The sequence below is a fragment of the Prevotella marseillensis genome (genome assembly GCF_900625065.1).
GTDB lineage: Bacteria > Bacteroidota > Bacteroidia > Bacteroidales > Bacteroidaceae > Prevotella > Prevotella rara.
This window is the reverse complement of record NZ_UYXY01000001.1, coordinates 1582853-1606266: the sequence shown is the minus strand read 5'-3', so window position 1 is coordinate 1606266 and position 23414 is coordinate 1582853. Positions and strand designations below refer to the sequence as shown.

Annotated in this window: 24 protein-coding genes; 13 read left to right on the top strand and 11 right to left on the bottom strand. The window is 43.0% G+C overall.

The features are described from left to right. Position 1 precedes the first annotated feature (1 nt). A complete protein-coding gene (locus EJL04_RS06770; protein ID WP_021853352.1) occupies positions 2 to 763 on the top strand; it encodes an MBL fold metallo-hydrolase in 762 nt (253 codons plus the stop codon). A 730-nt stretch (positions 764 to 1493) separates the two neighbouring features. On the opposite strand, the gene EJL04_RS06765 is transcribed toward EJL04_RS06770, so the two are convergent. The 3 genes from EJL04_RS06765 to EJL04_RS06755 are packed head-to-tail and all read right to left on the bottom strand — an operon-like array spanning position 1494 to position 2324. Further along, a complete protein-coding gene (locus EJL04_RS06765) occupies positions 1494 to 1739 on the bottom strand; it encodes a hypothetical protein (RefSeq protein ID WP_021853351.1) in 246 nt (81 codons plus the stop codon). 4 nt (positions 1740 to 1743) lie between these two features. Next, positions 1744 to 2091, bottom strand: a complete 348-nt coding sequence (locus EJL04_RS06760) for a phage holin family protein (RefSeq protein ID WP_021853350.1) — start codon at positions 2089 to 2091, stop codon at positions 1744 to 1746. 14 nt (positions 2092 to 2105) lie between these two features. Next, complete coding sequence (locus EJL04_RS06755) at positions 2106 to 2324, bottom strand: YtxH domain-containing protein (RefSeq protein WP_021853349.1); 219 nt, start codon at positions 2322 to 2324, stop codon at positions 2106 to 2108. Positions 2325 to 2618: 294 nt separating this feature from the next. On the opposite strand from EJL04_RS06755, the gene EJL04_RS06750 reads away from it, so the two are divergent. From EJL04_RS06750 to EJL04_RS06730, 5 genes are all read left to right on the top strand, one after another. Then, complete coding sequence (locus tag EJL04_RS06750; RefSeq protein ID WP_021853348.1) at positions 2619 to 3113, top strand: SPOR domain-containing protein; 495 nt, start codon at positions 2619 to 2621, stop codon at positions 3111 to 3113. A 2-nt stretch (positions 3114 to 3115) separates the two neighbouring features. After that, positions 3116 to 3535, top strand: coding sequence for a Holliday junction resolvase RuvX (gene ruvX, locus EJL04_RS06745; protein ID WP_021853347.1), 420 nt, complete (start codon positions 3116 to 3118; stop codon positions 3533 to 3535). Beyond that, positions 3535 to 4095: a peptide deformylase gene (gene def / locus EJL04_RS06740; protein ID WP_125104463.1), complete on the top strand. Its 561-nt coding sequence runs from the start codon at positions 3535 to 3537 to the stop codon at positions 4093 to 4095. Before ruvX ends, def begins: the two co-directional genes overlap by 1 nt. 66 nt (positions 4096 to 4161) lie before the next feature. Next, positions 4162 to 6132 (top strand): tetratricopeptide repeat protein, encoded by a 1971-nt coding sequence (locus EJL04_RS06735; protein WP_125104462.1) that lies wholly within the window; start codon positions 4162 to 4164, stop codon positions 6130 to 6132. 198 nt (positions 6133 to 6330) lie between these two features. Then, complete coding sequence (locus tag EJL04_RS06730) at positions 6331 to 7266, top strand: alpha/beta hydrolase (protein WP_125104461.1); 936 nt, start codon at positions 6331 to 6333, stop codon at positions 7264 to 7266. Positions 7267 to 7707: 441 nt separating this feature from the next. On the opposite strand, the gene EJL04_RS06725 is transcribed toward EJL04_RS06730, so the two are convergent. From EJL04_RS06725 to EJL04_RS06700, 6 genes are all read right to left on the bottom strand, one after another. After that, on the bottom strand, positions 7708 to 8973 hold the full coding sequence (locus EJL04_RS06725; protein ID WP_125104460.1) for an IS4 family transposase: 1266 nt from the start codon (positions 8971 to 8973) through the stop codon (positions 7708 to 7710). Positions 8974 to 9160: 187 nt separating this feature from the next. Beyond that, on the bottom strand, positions 9161 to 9505 hold the full coding sequence (locus EJL04_RS06720; RefSeq protein WP_164511729.1) for a HigA family addiction module antitoxin: 345 nt from the start codon (positions 9503 to 9505) through the stop codon (positions 9161 to 9163). 10 nt (positions 9506 to 9515) lie between these two features. Then, positions 9516 to 9794: a type II toxin-antitoxin system RelE/ParE family toxin gene (locus EJL04_RS06715; protein ID WP_125104459.1), complete on the bottom strand. Its 279-nt coding sequence runs from the start codon at positions 9792 to 9794 to the stop codon at positions 9516 to 9518. Positions 9795 to 10039: 245 nt separating this feature from the next. After that, positions 10040 to 11305 carry an IS4 family transposase gene (locus EJL04_RS06710; RefSeq protein WP_125104458.1) on the bottom strand — a complete coding sequence of 422 codons (1266 nt, stop codon included), beginning with the start codon at positions 11303 to 11305 and terminating at the stop codon, positions 10040 to 10042. 264 nt (positions 11306 to 11569) lie between these two features. Further along, complete coding sequence (locus EJL04_RS06705) at positions 11570 to 12697, bottom strand: helix-turn-helix domain-containing protein (RefSeq protein ID WP_125104457.1); 1128 nt, start codon at positions 12695 to 12697, stop codon at positions 11570 to 11572. 329 nt (positions 12698 to 13026) lie between these two features. Continuing rightward, entirely contained in the window at positions 13027 to 13593 is a 567-nt protein-coding gene (locus tag EJL04_RS06700) for a hypothetical protein (protein ID WP_125104456.1), read from the bottom strand. Positions 13594 to 14005: 412 nt separating this feature from the next. Between EJL04_RS06700 and thrS the strand changes: the two genes are divergently transcribed. Next, complete coding sequence (thrS, locus tag EJL04_RS06695; RefSeq protein WP_021855547.1) at positions 14006 to 15958, top strand: threonine--tRNA ligase; 1953 nt, start codon at positions 14006 to 14008, stop codon at positions 15956 to 15958. Between the two features lie 199 nt (positions 15959 to 16157). Here the strand turns inward: thrS and EJL04_RS06690 are convergent, their stop codons facing one another. Continuing rightward, positions 16158 to 16550, bottom strand: a complete 393-nt coding sequence (locus EJL04_RS06690; RefSeq protein WP_021855548.1) for a VOC family protein — start codon at positions 16548 to 16550, stop codon at positions 16158 to 16160. A gap of 544 nt (positions 16551 to 17094) precedes the next feature. Here EJL04_RS06690 and EJL04_RS06685 point away from each other — a divergent pair. The 6 genes from EJL04_RS06685 to coaW all read left to right on the top strand — a co-directional run bounded on the left by EJL04_RS06685 (position 17095) and on the right by coaW (position 21876). Next, positions 17095 to 18708, top strand: coding sequence for a leucine-rich repeat protein (locus tag EJL04_RS06685; protein WP_125104455.1), 1614 nt, complete (start codon positions 17095 to 17097; stop codon positions 18706 to 18708). Positions 18709 to 18906: 198 nt separating this feature from the next. Further along, complete coding sequence (locus EJL04_RS06680; protein WP_021855550.1) at positions 18907 to 19419, top strand: flavin reductase; 513 nt, start codon at positions 18907 to 18909, stop codon at positions 19417 to 19419. 136 nt (positions 19420 to 19555) lie between these two features. Further along, positions 19556 to 20239 carry a translation initiation factor IF-3 gene (gene infC / locus EJL04_RS06675; protein WP_053397739.1) on the top strand — a complete coding sequence of 228 codons (684 nt, stop codon included), beginning with the start codon at positions 19556 to 19558 and terminating at the stop codon, positions 20237 to 20239. Positions 20240 to 20328: 89 nt separating this feature from the next. Continuing rightward, positions 20329 to 20526, top strand: a complete 198-nt coding sequence (gene rpmI / locus EJL04_RS06670; RefSeq protein WP_021855552.1) for a 50S ribosomal protein L35 — start codon at positions 20329 to 20331, stop codon at positions 20524 to 20526. 33 nt (positions 20527 to 20559) lie between these two features. Then, entirely contained in the window at positions 20560 to 20904 is a 345-nt protein-coding gene (gene rplT, locus EJL04_RS06665) for a 50S ribosomal protein L20 (RefSeq protein ID WP_021852324.1), read from the top strand. Between the two features lie 132 nt (positions 20905 to 21036). Beyond that, complete coding sequence (coaW, locus tag EJL04_RS06660; protein WP_125104454.1) at positions 21037 to 21876, top strand: type II pantothenate kinase; 840 nt, start codon at positions 21037 to 21039, stop codon at positions 21874 to 21876. Positions 21877 to 21969: 93 nt separating this feature from the next. Here the strand turns inward: coaW and EJL04_RS06655 are convergent, their stop codons facing one another. After that, the gene (locus tag EJL04_RS06655; protein WP_125104453.1) at positions 21970 to 23271 is read right to left on the bottom strand and encodes a helix-turn-helix transcriptional regulator; all 1302 of its coding nucleotides are present in this window, start codon (positions 23269 to 23271) and stop codon (positions 21970 to 21972) included. Between the last annotated feature and the right edge of the window lie 143 nt (positions 23272 to 23414).

Below are 23414 nucleotides of genomic sequence, written 5' to 3'. Positions count from 1 at the left end.
AATGAAACTCACTTTTCTTGGAACGGGTACTTCGGTTGGAGTGCCGACTATAGGCTGCAAGTGCAAGGTCTGTACGAGCAATGATCCGCATGACAAGCGCCTGAGGGCGTCTGCCATGATTGAAACGGACAATACAAGAGTTGTTATCGACTGTGGCCCTGACTTCAGGGAGCAGATGCTTGGACTTGAGTTCAGAAAGATTGATGCCGTATTGCTGACCCATATTCATTATGACCATGTTGGCGGATTAGACGATCTCCGCCCGTTCTGCCAGTTCGGAGAGGTTAATGTCTATTCCGATAAGCATACCGCCGACGGACTGATGCATACAATGCCTTATTGTTTTGATGAAAACAAATATCCCGGTGTGCCGAAGATTAATCTAAACACAATAGAGCCCCATGAGTCATTGCGCATTGGAGATTTTGATATTATGCCTGTAAAGGTGATGCACGACAAGATGCCAATTCTTGGATACAGAATAGGCCGCCTGCTTTACATAACAGACATGAAGACAATCAGCGAGAGCGAATTTTCTTATTTCAGCGGGATAAAGACGCTTGTTGTCAATGCGCTGCGCTTTGCCCCCGAACATCATTCCCATCAGACTGTTGCAGACGCAATTGCCTTTGCAAGAAGGGTAGGTGCTGAACATACATATTTTACGCATATGGGGCATGATATCGGCCTGCATAGTGAGACTAACGGCATATTGCCTGAAGATATAAATTTGGCTTACGATGGTCAGATTATTGAGATTTAGCCCCTCAAATGGGCTTAAAGTGTTAAAAGTGTATAAATAGGATGTATTTTTTACACTGAAATTTGGAAGTATGGGATTTAATGCATACCTTTGCATCGTGTTTTTCATAGTATTAGATTTAAGGTTAACAAGGTTGGAGTACAGCGGTACTCCTTTTTTTGTGTCCGTAAGTTTTAGGGACACGGGTTTAAGTCAGTAGAGGCGTGCTTTTTGCGTGTTATAAGCAGGCCGGTGCTGGCTTAAATTTTTTATGTTCAATGTTCTTTTCTTTGTGTATGCAGTCAGACGAAACTTAAATATTTTGATGGTTAGCCGGACGTTGTCATGGCGTTGTCATGAGCATAATATTTCTGCATGGATTTATTTTTGCGTATGGTGTCTTGCCTTTTGGGCGCAAATCGGTTTAGGATTCGGTCTTGATTTTGTTTTATATTGAGCTGATTTTCATTAGATTTTTTGCAGGGGTAGCGGGTTGTGTCAGGAAAAACTGAAAAATACCAATAGAAAACAAAAAGACGGCAGAAGATGTCGGCTTGCTTGTGTGATTAAGCCGTATATGGCATAATGGCCGGTTGGGGCTTAATATCTTGTGTCGTATGTAAATACGTACTTAAATCCTTGGTTTTTGTGCCGGTGCTTGCATAAAAACGGTTTGCACACATTGCTGCATATTCTGTACGAAACAGATATGCAGGATGACCGTTGTGTGAAAATGATACTGTCAGATATGTTACCGTTTCTTGAATTTACGGTATATCTTCCATACGAACAAGAAACCGTCAATAAGACCCGTCCCTGTGCTTATTACAGACGCCACGGTGATGCCCTTCTTTCTTTCTGGTGATTTCTGAAACAAGCTTTTCCATTTTTTGCCAATGTCGGCATTGTCTTTTCTCATTTCAGCAAGAATGGCCTCTTTGCGTTCTCTTATTTCGCTTATGCTGTTATATGTCTGTGGTTTTGTGGCGTTGTCCATGTGCTTATTCTGTTAACAGACTGGTTATGAATCTTACGAGCGGTTTCTCTATTAGGCTTTTTCTGAAAATTGTCAGCAATACAAAGATTAATATGTAGAACGATGCCATTATTCCGAATGCGGCAGGGAAACCCATAGACGGCGCCATTGCAAATACGATGGCAAACGACACATATATGAGTATTGCGATGAGTATCAGCGAAAACAGCGTAAAGAGCAGTATGGCAGTAATCAGCCTCACTGTCTTTTCTGTAATTTCGAGCTTCAGGTATTCACCCTGAAGCCCGATACGATGTTTCACCAACTCTACCAGTTGGCCTATTGTTTCAATGTTTTTATCGCTTGAGAACATTTGTCAGCTGTTTGTTAAACTTCTTCAGCCTCAGCTGCGTCTTTAATATCTGATGCGAGGTCGCTCATTTCTTTGCGGCTCAGCTTGATATTATGCTTTTGGCAGAAATCGTCAATTGCGTCAGTTATTTTCTCGCGAGTGTCTTTTCCTCTTTCGGGTGCCAGAAGCAGACCTACTGCAGCTCCGGCGATTGCGCCTCCTAAGAATGCGCCGATGTAACCTAGTGTTTTCATAAATTTTGATTTTTAATTATGTGAATAATAATTTTATTTCTCTCGGCATGTGGGCAGTCGTCTTTGTTTAGGCTTTTCTGCCGTTGGTGCTTTGATTTTGTTCGTAAGCAAATTTAATGATTATTTCTTAAATACCAACGTTTTTACCGGTTTTTTTTGTCTGAAAGGGCGTATTTCTTTTATTTAACAAACTTTATGTGCGGTTTGTCAGAGTTTTTGGCTGTTTTTGTGTAATTTCGCACAATATTACGTAGAAAATATGTTTAATTTCTAAATAATAAGATAAGGGAAATTATGAAAAAGTACACTGTATTGTGCGCCGGCCTTTGTGTGGCGTTGGCATTCACTGGTTGTAAATCATCAGAGAGCGCTTACAGAAAAGCTTATGAGAAAGCTAAGGCTCAGGAAGAGCAGACTGCAGTTCAGAATCAAGGCAGCGAGGAGATAGCTGTTGTTACTCCGGTTGTTGAGAAGCCTGCAACAGAAACGGTCGTTGTTGACAATGTAGACAATGTGCCTGTACGTCAGGAGAGCCTGTCTGTTGTCAGCGGTGCAGGACTTAAAAACTTTAGCGTCGTTGTAGGTTCTTTCTCTGTACAGGCTAACGCTGAAGGATTGCAGAGCACGCTGAAGAGCCGTGGCTATGATGCACAGATCGCATACAATTCTTCTAATCAGATGTATCGTGTCGTTGCCGGTACATTCGACATCAAGACCGACGCTGTGCGTAGCCGTAACGAATTGCGTTCTGAGTATCCTGACGCATGGTTACTGTTTAATCAGAAATAATTGTGGCCCGTATACTGTCGATTGATTACGGCAAGAAACGGACAGGACTGGCTGTTACCGATCCGGCTCAGATTATAGCAGGCGGACTGGTAACAGTTGCCACGTCTGAACTGTTCAGCTTTTTGACGGATTATATTAAAAAAGAACCCGTTGAGCGGATTGTAATAGGTGAGCCTAAGCAACCGGACGGAAGGCCAAGTGAGAATATGGCAAGAGTGGTACAGTTTGTAAACCGCTGGCGCAAGGCTTATCCTGAAATCCCGATTGAATTTTATGATGAACGTTTTACTTCCGTGCTGGCTCACAGGGCGATGATTGACGGCGGTCTGCATAAAAAAGCACGGCAGAACAAGGCGCTTGTCGACGAGATAAGTGCCACGATAATATTGCAAAGCTATTTAGAATCTGTTAGAAGAAGATAATGATATTACCTATATATATTTACGGACATCCTGTGCTGCGTAAGGAGTCACAGGATATTAATGCTGATTATCCGGGCTTGAAGGAGCTCATAGACAATATGTTCGAGACGCTTACCGAGTCAGACGGTGTCGGACTGGCTGCTCCTCAGGTGGGACTTAATATACGTCTGGCTGTTATCGACCTAGACGTCTTGTCGGAAGAATATCCTGAATACAAGGACTTCCGCTGTGCTTACATCAACCCCCATATTGTTGAGGTTGACGACAGCGAGGTCGTTTCAATGGAAGAGGGCTGCCTCTCAATCCCTGGCATCCATGAGAGCGTAAAGCGTGCAACACGCATACATGTTAAGTATATGGATGCCGACTTCAATGAGCACGACGAGTGGGTTGAGGGTTATCTTGCCCGTGTTATGCAGCACGAGTTTGATCATCTCGACGCAAAGATGTTTATCGACCGTGTGTCGCCTTTGCGCCGTCAGCTGATAAAGAGCAAGCTGAAGGCTATTCTGCAGGGACGTTTCCGCTGCAGCTATCGCACTAAGGTTGCCAGACGATAAGCCCTTCCGGCTTTTCGTCTGATTTTTTGGCTTGTAGGTATTTGTAGTTTATTCTGAAAGGTTGTTATGCGTAAGTTCGTAATATCGCTGCTGCTATTATTGGCATCTGTAGGAGCGTCGGCACAGTTTCGTACCGACCGGCTCATTGATGTCGGCAGGAGCGCGCTTTATTACGAGGATTACGTTCTCTCCATACAATACTTTAATCAGGCCATCCTTTCTAAGCCTTATCTTTATGAGCCGTGGTTTTTCAGGGCTGTGGCAAAGTTTTATCTTGATGACTATGTCGGTGCGGAAAAAGACTGTACTGAGGCAATCAGGATAAATCCTTATGTGTCTGACATCTACGAACTCAGAGGCTTGTGCTTTATCAAGCAAAACAGGTTTAGCGAGGCAATATCCGACTATGACAAGACGCTCGAATTTAATCCTTACAGCAAGAATCTGTGGTACAATCGTGTGCTGTGCAGGATAGAGGAGAAGGACTACGACAAGGCCAACGCCGATCTCGACTCGATGATGAATATGTGGAAGAATTATTCGAAGACGTATTCACTTAAGGCCGAGGTCTGCCTCCAGCAGAAAGACACCGTGGGCTGTGCCAAATATCTTGACAAGAGTCTTGAACTTGACCCTTACGACGGCGACGCATGGACAATGCGTGCCATGATAAGTCTTTCGCAGCAGAAGTGGAAAGACGCCGATGCACAGCTGTCCAAGGCTATACATCTTAAGCCCAATACGGCCAACAATTATGTTAACCGTGCCTTGGCCCGTTATAACTATAATAATCTGCGAGGTGCCATGGCCGACTACGACAAGGCCATAGAGATTGATCCCAACAACTTTCTTGCCCATTACAACCGTGGCCAGCTGCGTGTGATGGTAGGTGATGACAACAGGGCCATTGAAGACTTCGACTATGTTATAAGCATGGAGCCCAACAATGTGATGGCCATTTACAACCGCGCCATATTGCTCGAACGCACAGGAAACATACGGGGAGCCATACGCGACTATACCACTATCATCAACCAGTATCCTAATTTCTGGGTTGGTCTTAACAGCCGTGCAAGATGCTACCGTAAACTTGGCATGACGGCTAAGGCCGAACTTGACGAGTTCCGCATATTCAAGGCGCAGATGAACAAGCATTATGGTGTTCAGCCGCGCTGGAGCAAGAAGAAAAAGCACGAGGTGCGCAAGAAAAGCGAGATTGATTTCGACAAGTATAACCAGCTTGTCGTGGCAGACGACAATGCCGTCACTCATGAATACTCTTCGTCATACCGCGGACGTGTGCAGAACCGTAAGATTGACGCCGTGTTCCTGCCAATGTTCCAGCTGTCGTTCAGCCAGTATGACAATGGCGTAAAGTCTTATCAGGCATACGATCGCGATGTAGAGCAGTTCAACCTCAGGCAAAAGCCTTTGCGCAAGTTATATGTGCGCTGTGATGTAAAGACTCTTACCGAAGACGAGAACAAGGCCGTGTTTGCTGTAATCGACTCGTTGTCGGCGGCTATCGGCGCATCACGTAACATTGCTAAGGAGAAGGGACTTCTTATTCAGCGTGCCGTGGCAAATACCGTGGTGCAGAATTATGCCGATGCTATAAGCGACCTGACTGTTTATATCAGTACCGACAGCACATCTGCCATGGCTTATTGGCAGCGTGCGGTGTGTCAGGCCCGCATGAACGAGTTTGAGGCATCGCAAGGTAAGGATGTCGGACTGCTGACGCTTAATGCCATGGCCGACCTCGACAAGGCGATAAGCCTGAGCCCGCACAATCCCTATGTTTATTACGACCGCGGCAATCTGCATGCTGTAAGTAAAGACTATGTTAAGGCTGTTGCTGACTATACAAAGGCCATTGAGCTTGATCCCAATTTTGCTGAGGCATATTATAACCGGGGCATTGCAAACATTAACCTGAAGAAAACCGAAGAGGGCATACGCGACCTTAGCAAGGCGGGCGAATTAGGCCTATATAATGCATACAGTATCATAAAGAAATACAGCAATAAGAAGTGATGCGGCCTTGCCGCGAGGCTTGCCCTTAAAATGTCTTATATGATAATACTGCTGCTTTGATGCCGCAGATGAAAAACATGATAATTCGTTATCGTATATTTTGCAATTCGTTGCGGCGGACTTATGTCCGTATGGCTTTATTGCCTTATCCGATTGTCTGCATGGAACTATTGTTTTTTAGTGAATGAAATATAGATTATGAAAAAACTTTTTATTGCTTTGTTGTTGACAAAGATGCTGTGCGCCAATGCGGCAGGCGATGGCATGGTTGTGGCCGATGCCGGCGTATCCGGAGGAAAGTTATACGAGTATAAGAATTTTCCCACTTCACTTATTCGGGCAAGAAACGTTTATGTGTGGGTTCCTGAGAATTATTCTTCACAGAAAAGATACGATGTTGTGTATATGCACGACGGGCAGATGCTTTTTGATGCGGAGACAACGTGGAATCATCAGGAATGGAAGGTTGACGAGAACGTCTCGGCATTGATAGCTGAAGGCAAAATACGAGACTGCATAGTTGTAGGAGTGTGGAATATTGCTGAAAGCAGATTTCACGATTATTTTCCGCAGAAGACGCTTAACTATATGTCTGAAGCAGAATTTTGTGAGTTCGACAAGGAACTTGACGCCTCGAGGATGAATGCAGACAGCTATCTGAAGTTCATCGTAAATGAGCTGAAACCATATATAGACAAGAATTTCTCTACAAATAAAGGCCGTGAACACACCTTTCTTATGGGGTCAAGCATGGGCGGACTGATTTCTCTCTACGGCTTGTGCGAATACCCCGATGTGTTTGGCGGTGCAGCTTGTCTTTCGATGCACACGCTCATGGTAACCTCAAAACTGATGAACATCCGTAATACGGAGATTGCGGCTCCGGCATTTTGCAGATATCTTGAAGAAAAGCTGCCCGAGGCCAACAGGTCGAAGATATACATAGATTATGGAGACAAGACTCTTGACTCATATTATGCCCCTTATCAGCAGAAAATAGACGATGTCTTGCGCAGAAAAGGGTGGCATGTGCCTTATTGGACAACAAATTATTATGCAGGCATGGCTCATACTGAGACCGACTGGGCAAAGCGCCTTTTTATACCATTTATGTTCCTTCTGGAGAAGGAGTAGTTTTACAGCCGTAAAAATCGTAACTTTTACGGCTGTTTATGTTATTGATTTGATACATTTGTATTGAAATACTGGTGATTGTTAACCCTCCGGCTTGGCTTTTGTTTCAGACTGTTAGTGATATGTTTTTGCATCGTAACTCGGCCACTTTTGTGTGATAAATGGCCTGTTTTCTGACCGGAAACCATAGAGCTTTTTGTGCAATCCGATAATCGTCGGTTTTAAAAAACAGTAAGACAAATGTTCTGTCGGATATGCACGTGTTGTTGAGCGCAGCGAAAAATTCGACAGCAAAAAATATAAGAACCAACGGTCAGCGAAGCTAATCTTTGATCTGAAACTCATACCTATTAATTAAAAATAGGAAGCAATCGGATTGAAAATCACTAGTGTTCGAAAGATTATTTTATTCAGGTTATGTTGCAATGGCTAAAATCCGTTTTACGGAATTCTTGCCTTCAGCCGGATGTCACCATTCTGTTTGTCCGCATTACCGCCATTTAGCACGACCATAAGTTGACAGACCCAATCTTGCATCTCCATAAAGAACATGAATTTGCCTATAGAGAATCCCAAGCCGTTCTCACGCTTGTAAATCATCACGAGCATGGCAGTGATGAGCGTCATGTACAGTATAACCTTTATTCCATTCTCGCTTGTTGACACAAAATGTGAGAAGGACAGGTTCTGCTTCAGGAACTTGAAGAACACTTCTATATCCCAACGTCTCCTGTATGCCTCGGCTACCTGCTTCGGCGTAAGGCCGAAATCGTTGGTTATCAGGAACACCTCGTTCTCAACCCTCCTTACCTTGCCTTTGTTTGCAGGGCGCGTAGTGTCACGCGGCTGCTTGAAGCGTGCCTTTATAACGCGGTATGGCGTTTCGCAGTATTTCTTCTCCTCATTGTCATACAGATGTACGATATTGTCTTCATACAGCTCAAGATTGCCAAGGTCGGTGTCTGTGTCTTCTTTCATGAGGCTTTCCACTACCTCCATGTTGCGGTTGGTCTTTATCCTTCCGACAAATTTTCCATTATACTCGTTTATGGCGTTAAAGTTGTCCAGGGAGCTGAGCCCGCGGTCTATAACATATAAGTTCGTATGCTTGCTGTCTTTTTTGACAAGCTTGAGCACGACCTTCGGGATGGCCATGTCCTCGCTAAGATATACAGCCTCGTTGAACACCTCGGCAAGCCTTACGGCGAAACCGTCATATGCCATGGTATACTTTATCTGCTTGCGCGGCTGCCTTCCGTCTCCGGGTTTCTTGCCGACGGTAAAACCGGCCTTGAGCCTGTTGCAGCATTCGGCCACCATGGAGCTGTCGACCCGTATAAGGTACAGATGCAGGATTTCCTCTTCAGTGTACAGTTTGGAGAAGCGCCCGTATATAATCTCATAGGCCTTCTCAAAGAAGCTCAGGTCTATCTTTGACAGGCGGGTGGAAATGGAACTGTGCGTCACATGGGCGTCTGCACTTATGTTGAACAGCGTCTTGAAAATGGAATTGTTGAATACGACCTCAAGCTTGCGCTGACTTATCTGATCTGCCGCCAGGAGGGCAAAGACAAGGAGATAGAACATCCGCTCTCCGCTCAATACCTTGGCGCAATAGTCCACCTTTGTAGAACAGGACAGTTTGGCCAGTTCTTCATCGGGTATCATGCGCAGGATGTCTTTTGCATGAACTTTTACATCTTTCATTTCAATATTTTTTGCTCTATTATTATGATGTAAAGATACAAAAAAATATTGATATATGCAAGTAAACAACTGACTTTCAGATAGTTAAAATCTTTCGAACACTAGTGATTGAAAATCCTTATATCTATTCCGGCATATTCATTTTGTGGAATATGCCGGGACGGGAAGATTTAGGCATGTAAGCAGTCTAAAGCATGGCGGCGTGTTTGCGCACCTGCTTGAGCCGCTCCATGAACGACGGGTTTTCGGCGGCCTGCCGTATGTTGTATTTCATCTGCAGGCGCAACAGTGAATCAGCCGGTATATTGAGTGACGCCTCGAAGAGCATGGCCGTCTGAGCCGTGACAGGACGGCGACAGTTAAGTATGTCGTTCAGCATTTTGTATGAAATGCCCATATGTTCTGCCAGCTTGCGCTGCGACAGCTTGCGGTATTCAACTTCTTCTTTCAGCACTTCACCCGGATGAGTGGGATATGCTGACTTAAGGTTGTTGGCAATCATATTCGGATCTGTTCCTTGTATCTCAATCATAATCTGTCCGTTATTTATAATGGTTCGACAAATCTGTTATATTGCAAATCGTAGCTATGGTTTCGCCTTCCTTTGTCCGTTCTTCAAACTCGATGCGGTACTGGTCGTTGACCCTTACTGACGAAAGTCCGGCCTTGTCGCCTTTCAACTTTTCATAATTCAACGAGTTATATCTCATAAGCCCTTGTACGTTGGGAGTTTCCATCATTACGTCTATTACGCGAATATATTTGCGCACCACTTGTGGTTGATATCGATGTTTTTTGTCAGTATGTCCTGTGACATACATTTCTTGCAAATTTTTTCGTTGAATATGATTTCCATGCTATTCTGACCTGTTCACGTGGCAAAGATAGTAAATTATTTGCAATAGTCCACTAATTAGGTGGATTTATTTTGTATAGCTGCCATAAGTTTCTGTAATCCGAAACTCATACCTATTAATCAAAAAAATAGGAAGCAAGCGGATTGAAAAATCACTAGTGTTCGAAAGATTATTTTATTCAGGTTATGTTGCAATGGCTAAAATCCGTTTTACGGAATTCTTGCCTTCAACCGGATGTCACCATTCTGTTTGTCCGCATTACCGCCATTTAGCACGACCATAAGTTGACAGACCCAATCTTGCATCTCCATAAAGAACATGAATTTGCCTATAGAGAATCCCAAGCCGTTCTCACGCTTGTAAATCATCACGAGCATAGCTGTTATGAGCGTCATGTACAGTATAACCTTTATTCCGTTCTCGCTTGTTGACACGAAATGTGAGAAGGACAGGTTCTGCTTCAGGAACTTGAAGAACACTTCTATATCCCAACGTCTCCTGTATGCCTCGGCTACCTGCTTCGGCGTAAGGCCGAAATCGTTGGTTATCAGGAACACCTCGTTCTCAACCCTCCTTACCTTGCCTTTGTTTGCAGGGCGCGTAGTGTCACGCGGCTGCTTGAAGCGTGCCTTTATAACGCGGTATGGCGTTTCGCAGTATTTCTTCTCCTCATTGTCATACAGATGTACGATATTGTCTTCATACAGCTCAAGATTGCCAAGGTCGGTGTCCGTGTCTTCTTTCATGAGGCTTTCCACTACCTCCATGTTGCGGTTGGTCTTTATCCTTCCGACAAATTTTCCATTATACTCGTTTATGGCGTTAAAGTTGTCCAGGGAGCTGAGCCCGCGGTCTATAACATATAAGTTCGTATGCTTGCTGTCTTTTTTGACAAGCTTGAGCACGACCTTCGGGATGGCCATGTCCTCGCTAAGATATACAGCCTCGTTGAACGCCTCGGCAAGCCTTACGGCGAAACCGTCATATGCCATGGTATACTTTATCTGCTTGCGCGGCTGCCTTCCGTCTCCGGGTTTCTTGCCGACGGTAAAACCGGCCTTGAGCCTGTTGCAGCATTCGGCCACCATGGAGCTGTCGACCCGTATAAGGTACAGATGCAGGATTTCCTCTTCAGTGTACAGTTTGGAGAAGCGCCCGTATATAATCTCATAGGCCTTCTCAAAGAAGCTCAGGTCTATCTTTGACAGGCGGGTGGAAATGGAACTGTGCGTCACATGGGCGTCTGCACTTATGTTGAACAGCGTCTTGAAAATGGAATTGTTGAATACGACCTCAAGCTTGCGCTGACTTATCTGATCTGCCGCCAGGAGGGCAAAGACAAGGAGATAGAACATCCGCTCGCCGCTCAATACCTTGGCGCAATAGTCCACCTTTGTAGAGCTGGACAGTTTGGCCAGTTCTTCATCGGGTATCATGCGCAGGATGTCTTTTGCATGAACTTTTACATCTTTCATTTCAATATTTTTTGCTCTATTATTATGATGTAAAGATACAAAAAAATATTGATATATGCAAGTAAACAACTGACTTTCAGATAGTTAAAATCTTTCGAACACTAGTGATTGAAAAATCCTTATACTTAATTCCGGCAGATTACAAATCAGCCGGACATTAGTCTTGTTGGTATATGCCGCTTGTAGGGAGAATTGTTTCAGAGAAGCAATAAGGCTAATGCTCTGGCGGATATGCTACTTGTGGTGATTGGAAATAATTGTGAATTATGAATTATTCTTGGTCTTTCTCCATTTTGCTGGTGAGCATCCTTCCTTGTCTTTAAAAGTCTTCATAAAGTGGCTCTGCGAGAGGAAGCCTGAGGCTTCGGCTATCTCGGTGATCTTTTGGTCGGGATGGTTGGCCATTCTTTGCTTTGCATAGTCTATGCGCAGTTGCGTTATCCAGTCGCGGAAGGTTGTGTTGAGCGATGTGTTGATATAGACAGAGAGATAGGTGCGGTTGGTATGCAGGGTTTCGGCAAGTTCCTTTATCGTAAGTCCCTGTATGAGATAGCCTTCATTTTCAATCCATTTCTTTATATTATCTGCAATATCGGTATGGCACGTAGGCAAGTCGTCGCTGCAGATTTCACCGGCGTCGGCATCGCACAGGATGTCGTCTTCAGAAGCAATCTCGCTCTCCATGACATTCTCAACCTTCTCATAGAAGAGCATGTAGTTATGGTAACAGTGGAACAGGTAAATGTAGAAAGGTATCGACGAAAGTATCCACACATAGATGTATTTGTCGGGCAGGAACGTGAGCAGGCCGCAGCCAACGCCAAACACGACGGCCCAATAGGTGAAGACGGAGAGCCAGCGTATGTAGGCCCCGATGTTGTCGGAATGAGTGTCGTCGAAAATCTTTACCGCCCTGCGGTATGCCAGGACGAGCCTTCGGGCAAGAGTCAAGCCGTAGATCACGAGCCATGTGGCCATGATAAGCAGTCCGGTCTTTTGGGCTATGCCCTCGGACAGCATAAGCAGAACAATGGCCGAAAGCACGGAGAACAGCAGCCAGAGACAGATGTGGGTGAGCAGTCGGTGGCGTGTGATGTAGAAGCGGTCGAGCAGAGTTGTGAGTGCCGAACTGAAGAGCCAGTAGCACAGAAAATAGGTTGAGAGGTTCATCAGTATGGCGGCATTGACATTCTTAAACCTTATGCCGTAAAAGAAATGTACCGAATAGTTGGCGGCGAGCAGCAGCATGGCTATGCCCATGATGCGCCGTGAATGTATATAATTGCTGAAGATAGCCTTGTCGGGCGTGTGCGCCAATAAAAAATAAAAGCCGAAGAATATCATCAACGGCAGGGCTATGCATAATGAAAAACTGTATATAGAATCGTCCATAAGGTGTTGTCTGCGATTATGTTATACTGCAAAGGTATAAAAAATTATCAGTCGGTAGTCTGGTTTTCCTTCTTTTTTTGTCTTTTTTTCTGTAATAATGAATATAAATCAAAAGACAGTGCAGGCAATAAGGCTTAAACGCAAATTTGTAAGAGTGCCTGTGGCTTAGATACGCCGGAATAATACAGAAGCATTTGATGCAAGACATCTTAGATGCAGCATAATCTTATGGCATAGGCAGATGTAGCTTATGGAAACAGAAATCCCTCATATTTTAAGCCTTATAAATTATTAAGACATAAAAATATGAGGGGAATTATACAACAATGTTATTTATTATTGGGACATTCTTTGTTATTACATTCCTTGCCGGCGCAGTTTGCCTGATTGCCCGGGCATACGCCTTTGCACTGACGCATGTTTTGTGGGCCGCGCTTGAATGCTTTGTTGTTTTTACAGTTCATACGGGGTGAGAATTTTGCGCAGGCACGTTTGCCTTTTCCGTTTTTACAGAACACCTGCTGCAACTGGCGTGCGTTCAGCACGGTCTTAAATTTCTTATAATATTTCTTTTCAACGTCAAGGCGTTTCTGTCTGGCGTCAAAGCGCTTTTCTATACGTTCGCTAATTTCTTTTTCCGTAAGTTCTGAGCAAGGCTTCTTGGCAACCTCTTTATTGGGGCATACTTCTTTAAGCTCCTTTAGGTATTCTGTATACATCGGTACGAACTTTGCCTTTGTGGCGTCGTCAAGCATCATCTTGTCAGACAGAGCATTAGCCTTGCGCTCAAATCTCTCTTCCGGTGTAAGCTGTTTCTTCTCAACTTTGTTGTCCTGTGCCATTGTAGGCATTATTGCCATGAATGCTATGGCCAGAGACATAATAATTTTTTTCATAAGTTTCTACTTTTAAGTTTATTATTCTGATTTATTGGGATACAACTGACTCTGTGCGGTTGGTACCTTACGCCGTTTAGAGCAGCAGTCTTAATCCGTTTACAATTATAAGACTGATAAAACTGCTTTTGGTTTAATCGAAGAATACTTTTTTATGAAAATTATTATATCGTCCGCTTTATTTCAAGGCATAACGGAGAGTGCCCGTATATGCATTTCTGCGTGAATATATATATTATTAATGTCTACGCTTTTGTCTGTAAGAAAATTGCATGACTATTAATGCATCTACATTTTATTTATAAATGCGTGATAAAAATACACTGGTTTGCAAAATTTTACTATAAAATGTATCATGTCAAGAAATAAATGGTTAAATTTGTGCCCAAAATAGATTTAAACAAAAGCTGTTATGATAAAAATCACATTTCCCGACGGTTCTGTTCGTGAGTATGAACAGGGTGTAACGGGGCTTCAGATTGCAGAAAGCATATCGCCGGCTTTGGCGCGCAACGTGTTGGCTTGCGGCGTAAACGGTGAGACAGTGGAACTTAATCGCCCTATTAACGAGGATGCAAAGATAGAGCTTTACAAATGGGAGGACGAGGAAGGCAAGCATGCATTTTGGCATACATCAGCCCATTTGCTGGCAGAGGCTCTTCAGGAGTTGTATCCGGGCATACAGTTTGGCTTTGGTCCTGCTATAGAAAACGGTTTCTTCTATGACGTTATGCCGAAGGAAGGCGATGTCATAAAGGAAGGCGACTTCGAGAAGATAGAAAAGAAAATGAAGGAACTGGCCTCAAAAGACGAGCCGGTTGTAAGAAAAGAAATATCTAAGGCAGACGCCTTGAAGGAGTTTAAGGCCGACGGTCAGGACTATAAGTGCGAGCATATAGAGCAGGATCTTGCCGACGGTGAGATTACAACTTACACTCAGGGTAAGTTCACTGACCTTTGTAAAGGTCCGCACATCGTAAGCACTGGCGCTATTAAGGCGATAAAGATAACAAGCGTTGCAGGAGCATTCTGGCGCGGTGACGCAAAGCGCGAGCAGATGACGCGTATATACGGTATCTCTTTCCCGAAGAAAAAGATGCTCGACGAGTATCTCGTTATGCTTGAGGAGGCCAAGAAACGTGACCACCGCAAGATAGGTAAGGAGATGGAGCTGTTTATGTTCTCTGAGCGTGTGGGCAAGGGTATGCCTATCTGGCTGCCTGCAGGAACAGAGTTGCGCCTGCGCCTTCAGGATATGCTGCGCCGTATACAGAAGCGCTACGGCTATCAGGAGGTTATCACTCCGCATATCGGAAGCAAGAATCTTTATGTAACTTCAGGTCACTATGCTCATTACGGCAAGGACTCATTCCAGCCGATACATACTCCTGAGGACGATGAGGAATACATGCTGAAGCCGATGAACTGTCCTCATCACTGCGAAGTGTTTGCATGGAAACCGCGTTCATATCGTGACCTGCCTTTGCGTATTGCTGAGTTCGGCACTGTTTACCGCTATGAAAAGAGCGGTGAGCTCCACGGACTTACACGTGTGCGCTCGTTCACTCAGGATGATGCACACATCTTCTGCCGTCCTGACCAGGTAAAGAACGAGTTCTTGCGAGTAATGGATATCATTAATACGGTGTTCTCAATATTCAACTTTACTGACTTTGAGGCTCAGATTTCTCTGCGCGATCCTAACGACCACGAGAAATACATAGGCTCGGACGAGGTTTGGGCTGAATCAGAGCAGGCTATTATCGATGCATGTAAGGAGAAAGGCCTGAACGCCAAGATAGAGTATGGCGAGGCTGCATTCTATGGTCCTAAGCTCGACTTTATGGTTAAGGACGCCATCGGCCGTCGCTGGCAGCTCGGAACAATCCAGGTTGACTATAACCTGCCGGAGCGCTTCAAGCTTGAATATACAGACGATGACAACACGAAGAAGACACCTGTGATGATTCACCGTGCTCCGTTTGGTTCACTCGAGCGTTTCACTGCCGTGCTTATTGAGCATACATCAGGTCATTTCCCGTTGTGGCTGACACCTGATCAGGTGGCAATTCTGCCTATCAGCGAGAAGTTCAACGACTATGCAGCTCAGCTTTCTAAGTATTTCGATTCAGTTGGAGTGCGCACAATTGTTGATGACCGCAACGAGAAAATCGGACGTAAGATACGCGACAACGAGATGAAGCGTATTCCTTATATGCTTGTTGTAGGCGAGAAAGAGCAGGCTGACGGCACTGTTGCTGTAAGAAAGCAGGGACAGGGTGACCAGGGTACAATGACTAAGGAAGATTTCGCAAAGAAAATTAATGATGAGGTTGCAGAGCAGCTGAAGGCAACTGAAATGTAATTTCTGGCGAATGCTATAATATAAAAAAGGTAAAAGACAATATGCGTCTTTTACCTCTTTTTATTTTGTATGACATAGTAATATCATGCGCCATTGCGTAAGGCTGCGTTTTTAGTGAAAGTATGTGCAAAATACTTTTTTGTATAGGCAGACTATGCAAATATCATTGGCAGATTTTTGTGCTATTCTGTCGCAAATGTTATTTGTCGCTTTTATTCTTTACCGGTAGAATTTCAATCCAATATCCGTCAGGGTCGTTGATGAAGTAGAGATGCATGTCATGGTTTTCATAACAAACCCATCCTTTTGACTTGTGGAATTCAAACACCTCATTATAGTCTTCTGCAACTCTGAAACAGATGTGGCTCTCGTTGTCTCCCAGCTCGTATGGCTGCGGATGGTCTTTAAGCCAGGTAAGTTCAAGTTCATACAGACCTTTGTCGTCTGTAAGTTTTACTATAATAAACGAGCCGTCTTTCGCTTCCATACGTGAATTGACGTGCAGTCCTACAGCCTCTTCGTAGAATTTAATGCTGCGTTCGATGTCCGTTACGTTGATGTTGCAGTGGTCTAAAAATCCAGTTACTTTCATAATTTCTTTGTTTATCTTGTTTTTTGACTATGCAAAGATAATGAAAGGAGAGAGCAATGCAAAACAAAAAAACATTTTTTGAATTTATAATGCCGGGCTGCATCCTATATTAAACGATAGCGATAACATGTTATTTTAATGTATGGATTTTGATCTTTATCGTTGGCTGGCCTGTCAAATGATGGGGCGGGAGATAGCTTGTCATACCTTATATTATATAAAGGTTGCGAACGTTGTAGATAGATGTCTCCATAAGACAAGGAAGCGTCGTTTCTCCACTTAATTACAAAATAATTGTTAATTTATTGTCTTTTATGGTGACATTATCTTGTTTCATATAGAAAATGTCATATATTTGGAAACTTATTTCCTTTTTTGATACATTTGTCGGATGTGTGTCATGTAGCCGTATTTTTATGGCTGTTATAAAATGGAATTTTGTTGATGCCTCTTAAAACAAGTCTGGTATTAGTATATGGGTTAATTCGAAAAATGGTTACGATAAAGCTCTGCAATCAATTGTTTAACTAAAGATAAAAAGTGTATGGAAAAATTTACTTATTTTTTAGAGCAGAAAAGAATCAGGAGATTTAATTTGCGTAGATGTGCATTTGCGGCAATATTTCTTTGTGCTGCATCTTCAGTTTTTGCACAAGGATACCCCGAAACGTCTTACAAACTGTCTGATGACAAGACTGTGCTTGAGATTTGGAAGGGGGATGAGACAGACATCGACATGAATTCTGATGCAAATTTGAAAGGTGTTAATGAGATTGCAGACTATGCTTTTGACGGTAATACGAACGTTAAGAGCATAGTGATTGGAGAGAATGTAAAGACGATAGGCGCCGGCGCATTCCTAGATTGTACCTCTCTTGAAAAAGTTGTGATGCCTGATGGTCTTGAAACTATAGGACGTGCCGGCTTTTCAAGTTGCACAGAACTGAAGAATGTGGTTTTGCCAACCTCGTTGAAGAGTATGGGAAATTCTGTCTTTTATAATTGTGCTGCAATAGATAAAATTATTATTCCGGCAGAGGTTACATCTGTGCCTGACGGAGCGTTTAACAGCTGCTATAGTCTGTCGTCTGTTACCTTTGGTGACAAGGTAGAGACAATAGGCGAGGAGGCTTTTAAGTTGTGTTCGTCACTTACGGAAATATCGTTTCCTGTATCATTGAAGGAGATTGGCACGAATGCTTTTGTAGAATGTTCTCAGCTTAGTGACATCCATTTCAATACTTCTTTAGAGACCATCGGTAAAGGGGCATTTAGCGGGTGCGGATTAACCAGTCTGGATATGTCTGGCCTGAATGCTTTGCAGACAGTAAAAATCCAGGCGTTTTTAGACTGTGCAAAACTGTCTGTTCTTGTGCTTCCTGACCATGTTGTTTCTTTTGCTTCGGGTGCATTTCAGGGATGTATTTCACTGACAGAAGTTACTATTCCTGATTCTTATAAAGAGATAGGCGTAAAGATGTTCCAAGGCTGTACGGCTTTAGAGAAGCTGACTTTGGGCGCAAACCTTGAGACTATTGGAAATGGAGCATTCTTTGAGTGTACGGCACTTAAAGATATAGCTTGGAATGACAAACTTACCCGTATAGACTGGAGTGCTTTTTATTCATGTAAATCTTTAGATGATATCACGTTGCCCGAAAGTGTTGAATATATAGACGATTACGTGTTCCAGGATTGCAGTGGATTGCTCAGTGTGTCTTTAGGCAGTCGCGTTTCACATATAGGTACAGAGTGCTTCTCCGGGTTATCTGGTTTGCAGCAGTTCAGCGTTTATGCCGTTGAGCCTCCAAGTCTCGGTTCTTATGTCTTTAATCTCACTCCGGTAGACAAGTGCAAGTTGCTTGTTCCTGAAGAAAGTATCGATAAGTATAAAGAGGCAGAACAATGGAAAGACTTCATGACCACAACAACATCAATTACTTCTGTTTCAGAGGGACAAATGCCGCTGATTAGAGTTGTGCCGGGAATGTTGAACATAGATAATATGAATGATGGTTCGGCAGTTTCTGTTTATACATTGGCCGGGCAGAAAGTATATTCGGCGGCATCAGAATCCGGCAGTATGTCGGTTGCTCTTCAGTCTGGTATGTATGTGGTTTGCATAAACGATGTTGCGTCAAAAGTGTTAATACCATAACAGTTTGAATGTTTAAGTTTTTATCTGAAACTGTCCTCAGTAAGCAGGGCAGTTTCATATTTTTTTATGCATATTTCAAAAAGAAATCTTTTTCAAATATGACAATATCTTTGCCGGCAATACAAAAACTCGGCTCTTAGTTTTGCTTTGCTGTAATCTTGCATTATCTTTGCAACTATTATTTATAAATGACAGAAGATGAAGAAGGTAGATATAAAAACTCTGAACGACAATTTTATAGAAGCAATAGGCAAAGAATGGATGCTTATAGCATCAGGAAACAGAGACCATTTTAATGTCATGACAGCTTCATGGGGCTGTGTAGGATGGTTATGGAATAAACCTGTAGCCGTGATATTTGTTAGGCCCGAACGTTTTACTCATGATTTTATTGAAGACAATGCCGTTGTGACGTTGTCCTTTCTAGGAAAAGATCCAGATATGCGCAGCATATACAATCTTTGCGGTTCAAAGTCAGGTCGTGAATGTGATAAAGTCAAGGCAACAGGACTTATGCCGGTTGACACAGAATGCGGCAGCGTTACGTTTAAGCAGGCACGTCTTACGCTTGAGTGTGAAAAGCTTTATAAAGACAACATCAAGCCAGAGTGTTTTCTCAATCCTGAAATAAGCAAATGGTACGGCGGTTCGCATGGCGGATACCATGATGCTTACATTCTGGAAATCAAAAATGTATATGTAAGTCAATAATTTAGGTGTGCAAGACATGTCCGTCATAATGATTTTGACGATAAAGATAAAAAAGGTAAGAAATATTTTTGTTGATTGATTGAAAAATAGTAAATTTGCACCCGATTTTCATAAAATAGTTGAATGAAATAGTTGAATGAAGAACGACAAGAACAATCATTATCGCGTGAATGAACAAATTCGCGTAAAGGAAGTCCGTATCGTAGGTGATAACGGATCAACAGTAGTACCAACACGTCAGGCGTTGGAGATGGCGCGTGAGGAAGGTGTTGACCTTGTGGAAATATCTCCTAATGCACAGCCACCTGTATGTCGTCTCATCGACTATAGTAAATTCCTCTATCAGCAGAAAAAACGTGCTAAGGAACTTAAGGCAAAGCAGGTTAAGCAAGAGGTTAAAGAAATAAGATTCGGACCTCAGACCGATGAGCATGACTACAACTTTAAGTTGAAGCATGCGAAAGAGTTCCTTGAAGAAGGCAATAAGGTTCGTGCTTTTGTATTCTTCCGCGGCCGCTCAATTTTGTTTAAAGAGCAAGGTGAGGTGCTGTTGTTGCGTTTCGCTAACGATTTGGAAGAATATGGTAAAGTTGAGCAGATGCCGGCACTTGAGGGCAAGAAGATGTTCCTTTATCTAAGTCCGAAAAAGGCTGGCGTTGCCAAGAAGAGCCAGCAGAAGATGGACCGTGAGCGTCGTGAGGCTGAAGCAAAAGCTGCTGACAGCGTTGCAGAGAAGAATGTTTCTGCAGCCGGTGGCTTGTTTGATAACGCCAAGAACGGAGCTGATGCACTGAAAAAGCTCAGTGAAGGAAACGACTAATTAACGAGAAATAATAAATATGTGCGTAACGTCCTGGTATATACGTTGCCACAGCTAATAAATAACAACTAATTTAAATTTAAGAAAAAATGCCAAAAATGAAGACAAATTCCGGTGCAAAGAAGAGATTCCGTTTCACCGGTACAGGTAAGATTAAGAGACATCATGCTTACCACAGTCACATCCTGACTAAGAAAACAAAGAAGCAGAAACGTAATCTGGTACACCAGACAATCGTAGACCAGAGCAACATGAAGCAGGTACGCGACTTGCTGTGTCTCCGTTAATCAATGTCGAACAAAAATTAGAGGAAAAAAATTATGCCAAGATCAGTAAATCACGTTGCTTCAAGAGCAAAAAGAAAAAGAATTTTAAAGCTCACTCGTGGATACTACGGAGCTAGAAAAAATGTCTGGACAGTTGCCAAGAATACATGGGAGAAAGGTTTGACCTATGCTTACCGTGATCGCCGTAACAAGAAACGTAACTTCCGTTCTTTGTGGATACAGCGTATCAATGCTGCAGCTCGTCTTGAGAATATGAGCTACTCAACACTTATGGGTGCTTTGCACAAGGCTGGTATCGAGATTAACCGTAAGGTTCTTGCTGACCTCGCTGTAAACAATCCTGAGGCTTTCAAGGCTATCGTTGAGAAAGTTAAATAAGATGTAACCGAATCTTATATATTAACCGCAATCTCTTTGATGAGAGGTTGCGGTTTTTCTTTATATTATAGAGTGAGCTCTGCTTAGGCTTTTTTCTTGCTAATCATTGTCTTTGTAAAAAGTTTAAATATTATGGGAATAGTTATCGGTATTGATGTCGGAATCAGTACGACAAAAATAGTTGGAATACGTGACGGGCATGTTGTTTCGCCTATACGTGTCAAGGCAACAGACCCTGTTACTTCTTTATATGGCGCATTCGGAAAGTATCTGTATGACAATAAGATACAACTTTCTGATGTAGAGCATGTTATGCTTACAGGTGTTGGCAGCGCATATATAAACGAACCTGTTTATGGCTTGCCTACCGATAAAGCTAACGAGTTTATAGCTGACGGACTTGGCGCCCGACATGAGTCAGGAAGGGACAAGATAATTGTTGTGAGCATGGGCACCGGAACATCTCTTGTAAAATGTGACGGCGATAAGATAGAGCACATTGGCGGAATAGGGATTGGAGGCGGAACTTTGCAGGGTTTGGCGCGTCTTATGCTGAAGACAGATGACATACGTACTGTGTCAGAGATTGCTGTAAAAGGAGATGTGTCAAACGTAAATCTGCGCATTAAGGATATCAGCGCTCATCCGCTGCCCGGATTGCCTATGAGTGCCGTTGCCTCACTTTTTGGCAATGCCAAGAGTGACGCCTCGAGAGAAGACATTGCTATTGGACTAATTTGGATGGTGCTGCAGTCTGTTGGCCAGTCTGCAGTCTTGGCATCGTTGGGCAGCAACATCCGTGAGTATATAATGATTGGTAACCTGACCTTACTGCCGCAGTGCAGAATGGTTTTCCCGCCAATCGAGAAACTTTATGGCGTGAAACTTGTCATTCCTGAGAATTCAGAATTCTGTACAGCCATAGGTGCTGCACTTTGTTATTATGATGAGAGGTTTAAGATGAAGGTATAAACGTTTACGGCTTTTAAATTTTTAAACCTGGAAATAAGCATCCTGCAACCGTGTTTATTGCAACGGTTTGCAGGATGCTTATTTTTTATACTGTTAATCGTTGTCGTTCCAGTTTTTGGTGAACTCGGTTAGTGCAGCCATTGAGTCTACGGATAATTTTTTGCGCAGTCTGTATTTTGCTTTATGCAGACTGTCTACAGAAATTCCTAATACGGAGGCTATCTCCTGAGGTTTCATATCCATGCGCATAAACCCTAATATTAAGATGTCATTATGCGTAAGCTGCGGAAAGTTCTTGTTGATGTATTGGATGAATGCATTATGGTTAGTGTTCAGTGTGGCTTCCAGCATTTTCAGTCTGGTGTTAGTGTTCTTTCTGTCGTCAGATGATGCCAGCTGTCTTATCGCATCTGCATTGTCGTCGTGCTGCTTCTGCAGTTCCTCTTTTGTTTGTTGCATTTTCAGTGTCAATAGCTCATTTTCCAGTTTTTTGTATTCTATTTCCTGGTCAAGGCGCATGCGTTCAGCTGTTTCAGACTTAAGTTTCAGCTTATTCTGCTTGTATATCAGGAAAATTATTACACATAAAGCTCCGATGCCGATGGTAAATCCACCGAACCATAGATTTCTTTCCATGTGCTTTCTCTGTATTTCTTTAAGCGTCAAATCAAACTTATGCTGCTCCTGAATAACAGCAATATGATGTGTTATTTCGTTTCCCCTTATATGGTTTGTCAGGCTGTCATAAGAGTTGCGTTGTCTGATATATGAAGCAATGTCTCCTTTGGCACTGTCATTTTTCATTATTATTTTCATTGCGTTGGCTTCGTTTTCAGGGGCATTGTATCTTGAAGAGTATTCTATACTTCGTCTTGCATACGCACATGCACTGTCAGCCTTTCCTTCCTGCATAAGCAGAAGGGCGTGTATATAATATGTCTGCGACAGATATTGGTCATCTTTCAAAGGGTTGTTTTCCAGTTCTCTGATTACTTCCCATGCCCTGTCTGTCTGTTTTGTCATCAAATACATTTCCGCCTGGTTGGCCTTGTCCATGTAAAGGTAAGTCTTTTTTTCAGGAAAATCTATACTGTCAAGCTTCAGGAGATTGTTTATGCAGACAGAGGCCGTTTGGTAGTCGTTTTCAAGAGTAAAGGCATAATATGCTTTCATGCGCCAATAGTATTGTGAACTATAGATGCCTTTACGCTTTACATGGAAATATGGTGTAGATTTTATCAGCTCATAACCTTCTTTCTTTTGTCCGATGACACTGCATAAAAGACTGAGATGGGTTTTTGCTTCAAACATGCCGATACTGTCATTCTCTTCTTCAAACACCATGACAGCCTGGCGTATTTGTCTGTATGCTATCGGCAGATTGCCGTTTTTCATATTTTTCAGTCCATTCTCAAATAGAGCTTGTCCTTCTTCTTTTTTATTGGCACATCCTGTTATTATAAGAGCTGAAATGAATAGTAAAATAAGACTTGATATGAGTTTTATATGGTTTTTCATCATTTTAAATGCAGTAAACT